17 protein-coding genes are annotated in these 14134 nt (G+C 38.5%); 12 read left to right on the forward strand and 5 right to left on the reverse strand.

Annotation, left to right across the window (positions count from 1 at the left end):
* The first annotated feature begins 73 nt into the window (after positions 1 to 73).
* From C9J51_RS09510 to C9J51_RS09550, 9 genes are all read left to right on the forward strand, one after another.
* Entirely contained in the window at positions 74 to 703 is a 630-nt protein-coding gene (locus C9J51_RS09510; RefSeq protein ID WP_045037787.1) for a PepSY-associated TM helix domain-containing protein, read from the forward strand.
* A gap of 37 nt (positions 704 to 740) precedes the next feature.
* Positions 741 to 1265 carry a DUF2271 domain-containing protein gene (locus C9J51_RS09515; RefSeq protein WP_045037747.1) on the forward strand — a complete coding sequence of 175 codons (525 nt, stop codon included), beginning with the start codon at positions 741 to 743 and terminating at the stop codon, positions 1263 to 1265.
* An 11-nt stretch (positions 1266 to 1276) separates the two neighbouring features.
* Positions 1277 to 2113, forward strand: a complete 837-nt coding sequence (locus tag C9J51_RS09520; RefSeq protein ID WP_197076368.1) for a DUF4198 domain-containing protein — start codon at positions 1277 to 1279, stop codon at positions 2111 to 2113.
* Between the two features lie 100 nt (positions 2114 to 2213).
* Complete coding sequence (locus C9J51_RS09525; protein ID WP_045037749.1) at positions 2214 to 2537, forward strand: hypothetical protein; 324 nt, start codon at positions 2214 to 2216, stop codon at positions 2535 to 2537.
* Positions 2534 to 3118, forward strand: coding sequence for a DUF6162 family protein (locus tag C9J51_RS09530; RefSeq protein WP_045040653.1), 585 nt, complete (start codon positions 2534 to 2536; stop codon positions 3116 to 3118). The genes C9J51_RS09525 and C9J51_RS09530 overlap by 4 nt, the downstream gene beginning before the upstream one ends.
* Before the next feature lie 69 nt (positions 3119 to 3187).
* Positions 3188 to 4096: a metal ABC transporter solute-binding protein, Zn/Mn family gene (locus C9J51_RS09535; RefSeq protein ID WP_045040652.1), complete on the forward strand. Its 909-nt coding sequence runs from the start codon at positions 3188 to 3190 to the stop codon at positions 4094 to 4096.
* Entirely contained in the window at positions 4093 to 4848 is a 756-nt protein-coding gene (locus C9J51_RS09540) for a metal ABC transporter ATP-binding protein (protein WP_045037752.1), read from the forward strand. Before C9J51_RS09535 ends, C9J51_RS09540 begins: the two co-directional genes overlap by 4 nt.
* Positions 4848 to 5723, forward strand: a complete 876-nt coding sequence (locus tag C9J51_RS09545) for a metal ABC transporter permease (RefSeq protein WP_045040651.1) — start codon at positions 4848 to 4850, stop codon at positions 5721 to 5723. Before C9J51_RS09540 ends, C9J51_RS09545 begins: the two co-directional genes overlap by 1 nt.
* A 25-nt stretch (positions 5724 to 5748) precedes the next feature.
* Positions 5749 to 6657: a metal ABC transporter substrate-binding protein gene (locus C9J51_RS09550; RefSeq protein ID WP_045040650.1), complete on the forward strand. Its 909-nt coding sequence runs from the start codon at positions 5749 to 5751 to the stop codon at positions 6655 to 6657.
* Between the two features lie 88 nt (positions 6658 to 6745).
* Here the strand turns inward: C9J51_RS09550 and C9J51_RS09555 are convergent, their stop codons facing one another.
* The 3 genes from C9J51_RS09555 to C9J51_RS09565 all read right to left on the reverse strand — a co-directional run bounded on the left by C9J51_RS09555 (position 6746) and on the right by C9J51_RS09565 (position 9026).
* Positions 6746 to 7297 (reverse strand): manganese efflux pump MntP, encoded by a 552-nt coding sequence (locus tag C9J51_RS09555; RefSeq protein WP_045040649.1) that lies wholly within the window; start codon positions 7295 to 7297, stop codon positions 6746 to 6748.
* A 151-nt stretch (positions 7298 to 7448) separates the two neighbouring features.
* Positions 7449 to 7964: an NUDIX hydrolase gene (locus C9J51_RS09560; RefSeq protein WP_045037756.1), complete on the reverse strand. Its 516-nt coding sequence runs from the start codon at positions 7962 to 7964 to the stop codon at positions 7449 to 7451.
* A gap of 9 nt (positions 7965 to 7973) precedes the next feature.
* A complete protein-coding gene (locus C9J51_RS09565) occupies positions 7974 to 9026 on the reverse strand; it encodes a GGDEF domain-containing protein (RefSeq protein ID WP_045037757.1) in 1053 nt (350 codons plus the stop codon).
* 339 nt (positions 9027 to 9365) lie between these two features.
* Here C9J51_RS09565 and C9J51_RS09570 point away from each other — a divergent pair, with 339 nt between their 5' ends.
* On the forward strand, positions 9366 to 9575 hold the full coding sequence (locus C9J51_RS09570) for a DUF465 domain-containing protein (protein ID WP_045037758.1): 210 nt from the start codon (positions 9366 to 9368) through the stop codon (positions 9573 to 9575).
* Between the two features lie 57 nt (positions 9576 to 9632).
* Here the strand turns inward: C9J51_RS09570 and C9J51_RS09575 are convergent, their stop codons facing one another.
* Positions 9633 to 10559 (reverse strand): alpha/beta fold hydrolase, encoded by a 927-nt coding sequence (locus C9J51_RS09575; RefSeq protein WP_107250153.1) that lies wholly within the window; start codon positions 10557 to 10559, stop codon positions 9633 to 9635.
* 286 nt (positions 10560 to 10845) lie between these two features.
* Between C9J51_RS09575 and galE the strand changes: the two genes are divergently transcribed.
* Positions 10846 to 11865, forward strand: a complete 1020-nt coding sequence (galE, locus tag C9J51_RS09580) for a UDP-glucose 4-epimerase GalE (protein WP_045040648.1) — start codon at positions 10846 to 10848, stop codon at positions 11863 to 11865.
* A 74-nt stretch (positions 11866 to 11939) separates the two neighbouring features.
* Here galE and C9J51_RS09585 read toward each other — a convergent pair whose 3' ends face one another.
* Positions 11940 to 12539 carry a DUF2238 domain-containing protein gene (locus C9J51_RS09585; RefSeq protein ID WP_045040647.1) on the reverse strand — a complete coding sequence of 200 codons (600 nt, stop codon included), beginning with the start codon at positions 12537 to 12539 and terminating at the stop codon, positions 11940 to 11942.
* Between the two features lie 223 nt (positions 12540 to 12762).
* Here C9J51_RS09585 and C9J51_RS09590 point away from each other — a divergent pair, with 223 nt between their 5' ends.
* Complete coding sequence (locus C9J51_RS09590; RefSeq protein WP_045040646.1) at positions 12763 to 14103, forward strand: DEAD/DEAH box helicase; 1341 nt, start codon at positions 12763 to 12765, stop codon at positions 14101 to 14103.
* Positions 14104 to 14134: the final 31 nt, after the last annotated feature.

Genomic DNA, 14134 nt, shown 5'->3' on the forward strand with positions numbered 1-14134 from the left:
AATTGAATGCCAATAAGAACGATTATCAATTAAATTATCATTATCCAAGTTACTCTTATGCATGATGTTAGTGATGGTGTTAAAAAATAAAGCCGTGCAATTATGGGCGCGCCGATTACATATTTATATTTCAATGGCACTGCTGCTGGTGGTGTTATTTTTTGCTATCACAGGCATCACATTAAATCGACCGCATCTGTTTGTGAGTCAATCACCGAATATCGTTGAACAACAGCTTTCACTTCCTGTTGAATTATTGGGTTCAGAGAAAGGGCCGTTTACGCCTAATCGTTCAGCATTAATTGCGTATTTAGCTAAGCATGGTGATGTTCGTGGAACGCCATCGGCAATTGATATTTTTACCGATGTTGATGGTGATGAGTTAGTTGAAGGTGAAATTTCACTGGATTATAAAGGCCCTGGTTATAACGCCACGGTGTTTATTGATATGACAACCGCGCAAGCAACCATTGAGAGTACCCATTATGGTGTGATTGCGGTGCTTAATGATCTCCATAAAGGGCGTAATAGTGGTGAAGTCTGGCGCGGGTTTATTGATATTACCGCCTTATTGATGGTGATGTTTGTTTTAACCGGTGTGTGCTTATTGATCCCTAAAAAGAAAACCTTTCGCACTTCATTGAAATGGATGGGGCTGGGTTCTGCGGTGAGTTTACTGATTTATATTGTTGCTGTGCCATAAGCCAGTACTTGATTGTCGATTTTATTAAAGGTTCATTATGACCGTGTTTCACATCATCAAAAAACCATTATTGGTCGCGTTATTGTTAACACCATTGGCCAGTGCAATAGCAAAACCCGTACCGGAAACGGCGCAATTAGAGGTGAGTTTTGCACTACCTGCTATTGATACCACTATGTATGCCCGTCCTTATGTTGCGGTTTGGGTTGAAGATGCAGATCGAAAACCTGTACGTACCGTGCAGTTGTGGGTGGGTAAAGATGAATGGTTGAAAGATTTACGCAGCTGGTGGCGAAAAGTGGGTCGTTATGATCGTGAGTTAGTTGATGCGGTAACTTCTGCAACCCGTCCTGCGGGTGAATATACCTTTGTATGGGATGGTTTGAATGATAAAGGCCAGCGAGTAGAACAAGGCAATTATACCTTCTACGTTGAAGTTGTGCGTGAACACGGTGGTCGTAATTATTTGCGTCAAAAAATCGAGCTAGGCGAAAACGCGTTTAGCCATGTTATTGCACCGACGGAAGAAACCGGTGCTATTCAACTTAATTATAAACTTTGAGTAATAGTAACATTATGAAAAATAACAAAATGAAAGCGTTTTCTCTAGCATGTGCGGTTATTGCAGGATTAGCGGTATCAGCCTCGGCGAATGCACATCCGCGTTGGATATTACCGTCACATTTTACCGTATCAAAAGAGGGTGGCGATTGGTTGTCTTTTGATGTTACCGCGTCACACGGCACCTTTATTTATGATAAGCCAGCAAGTACAGAAACCGCTGAAGTGATCATGCCTGATGGACGTATTGAGCGCCCTAATTTTACTATTCGGGGTAAACGTCGTGCTATTTTTGACTTCTATTTTGAAGAGCAAGGTACTCATAAAATTCAAGTGAATCAAACCCCTGTTTATTTTACGCAATATAAAGCAGGCCGTCGCGACACGGTGAAATGGATAGCAGCGAACAAAGTTGAACGTGATGCTGTATTACCACCTAAATCACGTGACGTTGTCACTCAGGTCGGTTATACCCGCGCTGAAACGTATGTCACTGTTGGTAAGCCAAGTACCAAAGCAATGGACATTACGGGAAAATATTTAGAGTTACTGCCGATTACTCACCCTGCCGATATTGTTGAAGGTGAGCCTGTTAGCTTCCAATTTTATTTTAATGGTAAGCCTCAAGCGGGTGTCGTGGCTGAAGTCACCCGTGAAGGGACGTTATACCGTAACCACCAGCAGCAAATTGATGTGGTGAGTGATAAAGACGGTAAGGTGAGCTTTACGCCTGAAACAGCGGGTCGCTATATTATGAAAGCGAATTACCGTGGTGATATTGCCAATGATCCAATGGTTGATACCGCTAACGTTAACGTGCATATCACTTTTGAAGCATCGCTAAAATAATTACCCTCGGTGCTGTTTCTGTTATTAAAGCAGCACTTTTTATTACCGCTAATCATTATTTATTACTGCTACCCACAATATAGGCAGGTTTGAGGTTGTTATGAAAAATCATTTACCGATGATCACGTTATCGCTCTTAACGTTAGGATTATTTTCAAGTGCTGCTCAAGCGCATTTTCCATTAATGAGTTGTTGGTTTGAAAGTGACAAAGTGGCATGTGAAACCAGCTACAGTGATGGCAGTAAAGCGGTTGATTACAACGTTAATATGTATGATTACGACGATAACCTTATTGCCAAAGTGAACACAGATAAACGATCTATTGCTGAATTTACTAAGCCGGAAGCTGATTTCTATTTAGTGTTTGATTCAGGGCATGAAAGCCCAGTAGAAGTCGATGTTGTTGAGATTAAAGAAAAATGATCCGTCAAACCGTTCCTTCAAATAATGGTGGAAAGGAAGGAAAGTGGGTTGGCGGTATTATCATTTCAATTCTATTACTTGCCACGGTGTTGTTACCGTACCATCAGAATAAAACAAAAACACCGCCATTGGATACTCACCAAATAGCGATCACTGAGTTAAGTTCAGAAGAACTCGCAATGGTGGCTGAATTGCGTCTTGCCCATGAAGAAATCCGTAATTTACATCAAGATAGTCGTGATATTGATCATCAGAATCATTGGCCCAATATGGCTGAGTTATCTGAGCTGTGGTTAGCACCATTTATTGAAGATAAAAGTTGGGAGCGTAAAGGGCGTCATCAGTGGCAGCATCTTAATGGCGCACTTTATCAAGGTATTCGCAGTGAAGATCAAGGGGCATCGTCAGTGGTTTTGAACAGTAATAGTTCGGATCCTGATATTTGGTTAGCACTTTCTCAAGATACGACACCTCTGGTTATTAACGACAATGCTGTTTTTGAACCGCAACAATTGATTGATAGTGGTTGGACGCAAATTGTGTTTAATCACGACAGTAATAATCAAGCGTTGGCTCATTAATCTTTTTTGTTTTACTTATCGTGTATAGCTTGCGATGTATTCATTTCTTAACGTTGAAGTAAAAATATTATGAAAATAGTCATTCAAACGGTACTGACTGCTGTTGCTTTATTTGTCAGCTTCTCTAGTGCAGCGGCGGAAAAATTAACTATCGGCATAACATTGCAACCTTACTACAGCTATGTAAAAGCCGTGGTTGGCGATAAAGCGGATATTTTACCGTTAGTTGATGCTGGTTTTAACCCCCATAACTATTTACCACAACCTAATGATTTACGTCGTTTAAAACAAATGGATGTGATTGTTGTGAATGGTATTGGTCATGATGACTTTGCACTAAAAGTGATTGCTGCGGCTAATCGTGATGATTTGGTGGTGATTAAAGCCAATAACGATGTGCCTTTATTACCTGCGATGGGGCAGTCTGTGGGTGATGGTGCGGTAAACCCTCATACCTTTGTTGGTTTATCAACCACGATTCAAAAAGTGTATACCATTGCGAATAAATTGGCAGAGCTTGATCCTAACAATGCTCGTGAATACCGTAAGAATGCTCGAAATTATGCAAAAAAGTTTCGATTAATGAAACGTAAGGCAATGCTAACGCTAGGTGATTTAGATACCTCGGGTATGAAGGTTGCGACAACACACAATGCTTACGGTTATTTATTACAAGAATTTGGTGTTGATGTTGCAGCGGTAATTGAACCTGCCCACGGGGTTGAACCTAGTGCCAGTCAGTTACAAGAGACAATAGAAAAAATAAAGCAATCAGGTATTGATGTGTTGTTTTATGAATTAAATATGCCTAATCGTTACGTCGACACCATAGAAAAAGCGACAGGGGTGAAGTTATACCGTTTTTCACATATGACGCATGGTCAATATCAAGTGGACAAAGTAGAAATTGAGATGCAGCAAAATTTAACTACGTTAGTTGACGCAATGCAATTTGCTGTTAGTAAGGATCAAGTATGAGTTTTGGCCCTCGGATTGAGATTGCCAACCTAGAGTTGCAATACGGTGAAAATCATATTTTATCTAATATTAACCATCGTTTTGCAGCAGGGCAATGCCATGTGGTGATGGGGCCAAATGGCGGTGGGAAAACATCATTATTACGCTCAATTTTGGGCTTAACACCGTTCAAAGGCAATGTTGATATTTTATGGGATGATGCTGCCAATAATGGTAAACCCGGATCTGTTGGTTATGTGCCGCAAAAAGCGATGTTTGAACAAAGTTTACCGTTAACAGTGATGGATTTTATTTTATTAAATTTAACCCGATCACCGTTATTTTGGCGTAAACGTCAACAAGATAAGTTGTTTGCATTAAGCCAATTGGAACGTGTCGGCATGGCCAATCGTGCTGATCGTCGCATGGGGCAATTATCTGGTGGCGAACAACAACGGGTTTTATTTGCTCAAGCGTTATTGGATGATCCTGATTTATTAGTGCTTGATGAGCCTACAACAGGCATGGATGAGCAAGGGGTTCGTTATTTAGAGTCCTTGATTCATGAATTTGTCGCGCAAGGAAAAACCGTATTAGCCGTTCATCATGATGTAACCGCCGTTCGACGCCTTGATGCGCAAGTACATGTGGTTAACCGTATTGTTGTTGATTCTGGTCATCACTCTGAAGTGTTGGTTCCTGAAAAAATTGAACGGTTATTTAATCATTACAGTCATGCGCCGATTGTGGCAAATCAACACGAGGTTGCGTAATGGAGTTATTACGTCATTGGGCACAATTAGGTGTTGATGCGGGTTTTCTAAGTGACAGTTTTTCATATGCGTTCATGGTTAATGCGATCGTTGCTGCGCTGTTATTAGGGCCGTTATTAGGTGGCTTAGGGACATTAGTGATCGCTAAACGGTTGGCTTTTTTCTCTGAAGCGGTCGGTCATGCGGCATTAACAGGCATTGCGCTTGGGGTGTTGTTAGGCGAGCCACCTGAAAATCCGTTTATTGGGTTATTCAGTTTTTGCATGATTTTTGCGTTATTACTCCACTTTGTCCGTAATCGAACCAATGTACCTTATGACACGCTGGTGGGCGTGTTTTTAGCATTGGCGTTAGCGGTTGGTGCGGCATTACTGATGTATGTGGCGCGAAAAATTAATATCCATATGTTAGAAAATGTATTGTTTGGTTCAATTCTAACCGTAACCGATCAAGATTTGTGGGTATTAGCAATAAGTTGTGGGTTGATTATATTGTTATTAATACCCACTTTTAATCGAATATTGTTAACTTGTATTAGCCCTGATATTGCCCGTGTTCGTGGTTATAAAACGAATTTCTATGACTATCTGTTTGTTATTATGATAACGCTTGTCACCATTGCATCCGTTAAAATTGTGGGCGCAGTATTAGTCGGTGCCTTGTTGCTTATTCCGGGGGCAACGGCACGTTTGCTAACTAAAAATATGGGCAGTTTTGTCTTATTGTCATCCTTATTAGCCACTATCAGTTGTGTGGTGGGTACTGTCCTACCGATGGAGCTTAAATTACCGATTCCATCAGGAGCGGCAATTATTATTGTTGCTGCTACTTTCTTTTTAATCGCCACTTGTTATCGCATTATTCGTAAAGGGTAGTCGCTGTATTTTTTAAGGAATCATCATGAGTCATCTTCAGCTTCACCCAATACGTTCACTGATTCAATCGGTTTGTGCTGTTGCGATTATCGTTACCGGCGGCAGTTATAGTCATTCAGTAAAGGCAGAAGATATTTTAACGACAACGCCTGTTACTTATATGCTGGCATCTGAATTGACCCATGACACCGGGATCACGACAAAATATCTACCACCTAAACGTTACGGGGTATCTCGATTGCCTAATTGGTTTGCCTCTAAAGGTGACGTGGTAACTAATGAAGAGAGTAAAAAAGCCCAAGCCGTAGTGACATTAGGGGCTGTTTGGCCGCAAGATCCGCTTTATGTTTATGCGCGTCAGGGCAATATTAAGATCGTTGAAATTGATGCATCACAAGCTATTTCGCCACGAGGACAAGGTGTTGCCGCATTGCGTTTAAGTGATGGCACAATGTCAATCTATTCATGGCTAAACCCAACAAATCTTAGCCGAATGGCCGCCATTGTCAGTGATGATTTACAGCGCTTATGGCCTGAAAAAGCGCAACAAATTGAAAAGAATCAGCAGCAACTAATGGGTAATGTTCGTAAATTGATTAATAGCCAGCAACAGGTCTTAATTGATGCCGGAATTGATTCTGTGATATTACTGTCAACGGAACTTGAAGATTTTGCTTCAGGAAATCAGCTATTTGTTGTTGATAGGCTAACGACGCCAGAATTAGAATGGACAGAGAAAGATAAGCAAAAATTGAAAGCGTTATTAGCAGAAGATGACAGCTTATGGTTATTAAGTACAAAGAAATTAACGGCATCGCAACAAGCATTATTACCTAAAGGCGTGAATGTGATGGTGATTGATAGTGTTGATCGCTGGGGGCGTGTAGGCATTAATCATAATGAGCCGCTTAAACGTTGGCAAATTAGATTGTAATGGTTATTCGTTTTTAATTGATAATGCATATTGTTGCCCAGTATATTACTGGGCTTTTTATTGGGTTAAATATAGATCTAAACATGGCTTAAAACTTAAATAATAATGATAACATTCCCAACATAATGAGTAGGCTCCCTGAAATTAAGTCGTTATATTTACCCACGATGTTGCCAATAGTACTGTGACCAATATGATTACCCGCATAAGTTAAAAACATGCCGGTAATAAAAGTAAGTGTAACGACCAGTGTAATGTCTAAATGCGTAATACTGCCTAAAATACCGACACCGATATTATTGATAGATAATAATAAGCCTAACATTACCGCGCCTTTAAAATTGAGCACAGTATGTTGTTTTTGCTGTTGTTGTTTTTTTAGAAGATCGCTGCCAATAAACCATCCCCCCATTAGAATAAAGATCACTGAACCAAGCTCATTCGATACATAATTAGGAATAAGTTGAGTTACTAATTTTCCGCCTAGCATTGAAATGAAAGTAATGAGTGCGGTTATAAATGCAATAATAGCATTGGCTGTTAATGGGATTTTTTCATTCTTTACACCATAACTCAGGCCAATAACGAAATTATCGAGATTCGATGAAAGAGAAAATATTAAAGCGAGTAAGAAAGACACGATAGTTCATCTCGTAAAAATGCTTTTATAAACTGAAATGAAATTTAACGCGATGTATTTGTGTGAATAGTAATTTTTCAGATATGAGTTAGTTTAAACATATTGCGCAATTTATTATCTAATCGCACAATATGTTTATCGTGTCAGTCATTTAAATGAAACCAAGGATGCGTGCTTTTAGAAAGGCGGCTAAGGTTTTATTATCTTGAATTTGATTGTCTGCAATTTTTTGTTCTACTTCACTAACGGATAGCGTGACAACATTAATGATTTCGTCATCATCAAGTTCACCATCTGTTGCTGATAATCCTTGAGCAACATAAAGATATTGTATTTCATCGCAAAAGCTAGGGGCTGGCAGTAACTGACCAAGAGGGTGCCATTGGCTAGCGGCGAGGTTTGTTTCTTCTGCTAATTCTCGTTGTGCACAACCAAAAATATCTTCTTTAGCTTCAAGCGTACCCGCAGGAAATTCAAATAACCATTGGCTAACGGCTGGACGATATTGATGTACAAGGACGAGATCGCCATTACTATCAATAGGTATAATAATAACGGCGCCTGGGTGTTTTATACTGGTACATGATATTTCTCTACCATCAGGCAGTAAATGAGCTTGTTCCTCAATGCTAAAACATTTCCATTGATAGTGTTTTTTTATGCGCATGATTGTTCTCTATTCGTTGGTTGCTATTTGATTATAGCCCCAACGTTTTGCACGCATCAATGCACTTTCCGCTTTTATATAGTCATAGCTAAAATCTTGATACTCAATATTAGTAATACCGATACTCACCGTGATCTTAATTTGATGACCAGTGGTTAATTCTAATATCCATTGACTAATTTCATCACGAATTTTAATTGCAAATTCTTCTGCTGCATGAATATTAGCATCTGGAATTATAATACAAAACTCTTGGCTGCTTAAACGCGCAATATGCATATTATTGCCACAAGTCTCACGCAGGCATTTAGCCATCATCATGAGGGTTTTGTCACCCGCATCAAGTCCAAAACGATCATTAACGTCTCTAAATTTATCAATGTTAATTAATAGCATTGATATATCACGACGGTAACGCTTGCAGCGAGATGATTCATTTTGATAAAGAGGTAATAGTCCATCACGGTTTAATAATCCGGTGAGGAAATCATTAGTCGTGGTTCTTTTTACTTGTAAAATAGCATCATAACGGTGGCGAGATAATAAAAATGCCATCACAAAGATAATAGAGTAAGCACAAATATTTTGGAGTGCAGATGAAATTTGCATCTGTTTAGTGGTTATTTCAGAAACGCTTAATATGATGTATAAAAATCCAAAAATAGCGCTATACCAAGCGGCCGTTCTGATTTGTAAAGCGAAAAAACATAATAATGGAATGGTTAAGCCAATAGTATTACTGATATGACGCGCCCCAGTAAAATAAAAGCCAGTAGAACAAATAAAGGTGGTTGCGATTAAAAAGATCCAAAAAAGAATAGTGGCAGAAAAGAGAGTTCGATTTAATGCTGCAAGGGTGTAACACAATGTCATACCAAGTATACCGACAATGGTAAAATAATGTGCTTGTTGTGAGACAAAATAAGTAAAGGCAATAATGGCACAGATAGCGCCAGCGAAAGGGAATAATAATGAAAGTTGTTTTTTTAATGTTTTCTCACTAAGTTCAATATAGGCAAAGTTTGTTGCTTGCAGTTGGGTACTTTTAATCAATGTAGCCATGATATGGAAAAAACCTTTATAACAACACGAAGATAAATACAACATATGATGCATTTTTTGGAAGCATATCAGTATTGCGATTGATGTCTAATTATTTTTCAACTTTAATGTAAAATAATATATTAAAAAGAGATGTTGTTATCACCATCGATGGTAAAAGTAAGCGGTGAAGTCGATAACTATATGATACAAAAAGTATAAAAATTGATGATATGTGTTTATACATTGAGACAGAAACTAATTTTTTAGCTTAAATGATTGAAAATGAGATCTATAACTACGAATTATTATTCTAATTGAGTATAAATAAAGAGTGTTTCAAGATGAGTAGGAGCGACAATGTTTCCAGAATATAGAAGCTTAATTTCAGCACTAAAAGGTCATGATGTGCATTTTGATCGTCTATTTAAAAAGCATAATGAGTTAGATGATAAAATTAATGTAATGACTGCCGCGAGTGGTTTTGATGAAACGCTCATTGAGCAATTGAAAAAAGAAAAGTTGTTATTAAAAGATGAAATCTTTGCTTATTTACAACAAAAAGCATAATAAATAAAAAAAGAGAAGCGTTGTCGGCTTCTCTTTTTTATTGCAGCTATATTGGATTTATAACGATGATAAGAAATTATCAATCAAATCAGCCGTTATTTGAGGTTGCTCATTAGTAATGCCGTGAGCTGTTTTAGGTAATACAATGATAGGAGCTTGAATATATTTGCTTAATTTTATACCACTATTAAGTGGGAATATTTTATCATTTTGTCCCCATATTATTAGTGTTTGAGGTAATTTTTTAGGATCATATCGTTGAATGCGGTTTCTATCTGTTAGTAGTGTTTTAATTAATTGTGTTCGTTGTGATTTCCATTGTGAAAAATAATCAAGATAGATTTGGTTCGCGATGAAATCAGGAATAATTTTTTTCTCAATAAAGACATTGTCATAAAGGCGTTTAACATCATCACCATTATTAGGTACAAATAATTCTTCAGGTGATTGAATTTCGGCTCGACTCACTAAATCTTGTAAATCTTTATCATTAAATAATGGGCCAGGGCTGGCGATGATTATTGCTTTATTGATGCGTTCAGGTGTTAGCATCATGTCATAGGTAATAAACCCACCATACGAAATACCCGCGACATCAATTTTTTTTAATTTTAATTTATCGACTAACTGCCACATAGCGCTGGTTTGGGTTGCTAATTGAGCCGTATTATCACTGTATGACTCACCAAACCAGAGTAAATCAGGCGCAATGACATGGTATTTTTTACTTAGTTGAAGCATTTCTGCTTTCCATGTTGCCGCTGCCGTACCACCGAATCCATGTAATAACAGTAGCGGTTGACCTTGACCACCTTCCCAATAGGTTAATTTGCCACCTTCATTGAGGGTTAGTTGATGTTTACTAAAGCCTTCTTTTTTCAATGATGACTGATCGTATTCTGTTTTCCAATGGACAACTTCACAGCCTGTCGTTACAAAAAAGAGTGTCCATAAAAGAATAAAATAAGAGAAGGATCGTTTCATAGGTAACTCAAACAATGGAGGAATTCTTTAATTATACGATGTTTTATTGCGGTTGGTAAGAATATTTATCGATAACGGTAAAAATAAAAAATGTGATATCTGTATTTATTTTTTGAGTTAGCATTATGTCAAAATTCAAATTTATGTTAATCAGTATGTTGCTAAAGAAAACAATCGATAGCATAATATTTTTCTATAATAAATTTTTATACAAAATCGTATTATTGCCATACGTATATGTATTAATATTTAGATTCAAATTACGTATTAACGACTAGGAGACACTATGCGTGTATTAGTTACTGGTGGCATGGGCTACATTGGTAGTCATACTTGTGTACAAATGATTGAAGCGGGTATGACCCCGATTATTGTTGATAATTTGTACAACAGTAAAGAAACCGTATTAGGACGCATTAAGAACTTAACTGGCGTAACACCTGCTTTTTATAAAGGTGATATTCGTGACCGTAAATTTTTAGACAGTGTGTTTGCTGAAAATAAAATTGATGCTGTGATTCACTTTGCAGGACTTAAAGCTGTCGGCGAATCAGTCGAAAAGCCATTAGAGTATTACGACAATAACGTTAGTGGTACGTTGGTGCTTGTTGAAGCGATGCGTGCAGCTGGCGTTAATGCAATTATCTTTAGTTCATCAGCAACAGTTTATGGCGATCCTGCCTCTGTGCCGATCACTGAAGATTTCCCAACCAGTGCAACTAACCCATATGGCCGTAGTAAGCTAATGGTAGAAGAGTGCTTGGGTGATATTCAACATGCATATCCTGAAATGAGTGTGACATTACTGCGTTACTTTAACCCAGTAGGTTCACATAAATCAGGTACTATGGGTGAAGATCCTCAAGGTATACCTAACAACCTAATGCCATTTATTTCTCAAGTAGCGGTTGGTCGTCGTGAGTTCTTATCTGTTTTTGGTAACGACTACCCAACAGTAGATGGTACTGGTGTGCGTGATTACATTCACGTGGTAGACCTTGCTAATGGTCACCTTGCAGCATTAACACATAAAGGTCGTGAAGCTGGCTTACATATTTACAATCTAGGTACTGGTAACGGTAACAGTGTATTGCAAATGGCGAAAGCGTTTGAAATTGCTTCTGGTGTCGAAGTTCCTTACAAAATTGCACCACGTCGTGCTGGTGATATTGCTGAATGTTGGGCTGATCCTGCGAAAGCAAAAGCTGAATTGCACTGGGAAGCTAAACTAACACTTGATGATATGACGCAAGATACATGGCGTTGGCAGTCACAAAATCCAAATGGCTACCCTGACGCAGAGTAAGTTCAACCTGGATTAAATGAAAAAGGCGCTAAATTAGCGCCTTTTTTGTTATTTGAAAATAACGTTATTTTTTCTTAGTGTTTCTTATTGTTATACGGTTTGGCAATAAAGAAGATAATCAAACTCGTTATTGCCCCCAGAGTATCCGCCAGCATATCTTGTTGAGCATCCCATATATCGCCTTGAGATCCTAAAAATTCAATACCCGCTTCACTACCAGCGCTGATGGCATACCACCATTCTACAATTTCATAAGCAGCAGCTGTTGCCATAATGGCAAATAACCCAAAAAGGGCGGCGATAATCGGTTTGCAATGATTTTTACGTACTAGAAACTCCGCGATTGGAAAGGCATATAGACCTATCGAAAAATGTGCAAAACGATCAAAATGGTTACGGTTTGAATCTAATAGATGATTAATCCAGTCAAAAGGGACATTTGCAAAGGTGTAATGGGCGCCAATATTATGTAATACCAGCCATACTGCCATTAAAGTGTAAGCAAGATTACTGAATACAAAATAACGGTAACTAAGAACTAAAAACAAAAATACAATGGCAAGGGGGATCGCTTCGGCAATCCATACGGCACGAAAAGCGGGATTAAGCCCAAGCGCAATAAAGAAGATTATGTAGCATAATGCGAGCCATTTAGGGTATTTGTTCTTAATCATTTCAATTCCTTATAGTAACAAATTGAGCCAAAGGGTAACGTTTTTGCTGTATATATAGCAAGAAAGATTATCAATATGTTAACACTGGCGTGATGACTTATTTTAGGTTTTTTAAAATTGGTTTGTGTTATAATTTCCAGCTTATGTTTTCACAATATTGTGATATTCATCATATTTGACAGGACATACTCATAAATTGAGTTGTTTTTACCGGAGCATCATTTTGCATTTTAAAGATCTTGGCTTAGACGCACGCTTATTAAATAAATTGAATCATTTAGCGTTTGATCGAGCAACCGAAATTCAACAAACGGCCGTCCCTGTTGCTATTGCAGGCAAAGATATTTTGGCGTCGTCGAAAACGGGTTCCGGTAAAACTCTAGCATTTCTATTACCTGCAATGCAGCGTATGTATCGTGGTAAGCCATTCACTCGTCGTGATCCCCGCGTATTAATTTTAACGCCGACCCGTGAGTTAGCGAAACAAATTTTCGCACAATTACGTACGCTTAATGCTGGTACGCCTTACGATGCAACCTTGATTGTTGGTGGTGAAAACTTTAACGACCAAGTTAAAGCATTACGTAATGACCCCATGTTTGTGGTTGCAACGCCAGGTCGTTTTGCCGATCACCTTGAGCACCGCAGTACACACCTTGATGGTTTAGAGATGCTTATTCTTGATGAAGCAGACCGTATGCTTGATCTGGGTTTTGAACCACAACTTCGTCGTATTAACGAAGCGGCTAACCACCGTCGTCGTCAAACATTAATGTTCTCTGCAACCATGGATCACGTTGATGTGATGTCAATTGCATCTGAGATGTTGGATATGCCAAAGCGTATTTCAATTGGTCACTCAGCAGAAGAACATACCGATATTACTCAACGCTTTATTTTGTGTGATCATTTAGATCATAAACAAGCATTGCTAGATAAAGTATTAGAAGTAGAAGATTACAATCAAGTTATTATCTTTACTGCAACTCGTGCTGATACTGATCGTTTAACCGCTGAGCTGAATGAACGTAAACTAAAAGCGGTTGCACTAAGTGGTAATTTGAGCCAAACGCAACGTAATAGCATCATGAGTCAGTTTGAGCGTAATTGTCATAAAATTCTAGTGACAACAGATATCGCCTCTCGTGGTCTTGATATCGATAGCGTATCGCTGGTTATTAACTTTGATATGCCAAAACACGCAGAAGAATATGTTCACCGTGTTGGCCGTACTGGTCGTGCGGGTAACAAAGGTGATGCGGTTTCATTAGTAGGTCCTAAAGACTGGAAGAGCTTTAAAGCGGTTGAAGCATTCTTGAAACAAAAGATTGAGTTCACAACCATTGAAGGCTTAACGGGTAAGTTTAAAGGCCTTAAACCTGCACCGAAGAAGAAGATTGTTAAGAAAACGACAACCAATGCGACAGGTGCCGCTAAAAAAGCGCAAGCACCTAGAGCAACGAAGAGAGTTGATAAGCGTTTTTACGAAAACCAAGCTGTGGGTAACGATGTCTTTATCCCTAAGAAAAAACGTAATACTGATGTGAGCAACGACGATCAATAATTGACGATTAAGAACCGTTAATAGATTGCAT

It is taken from the genome of Photobacterium iliopiscarium (genome assembly GCF_003026395.1).
GTDB lineage: Bacteria > Pseudomonadota > Gammaproteobacteria > Enterobacterales > Vibrionaceae > Photobacterium > Photobacterium iliopiscarium.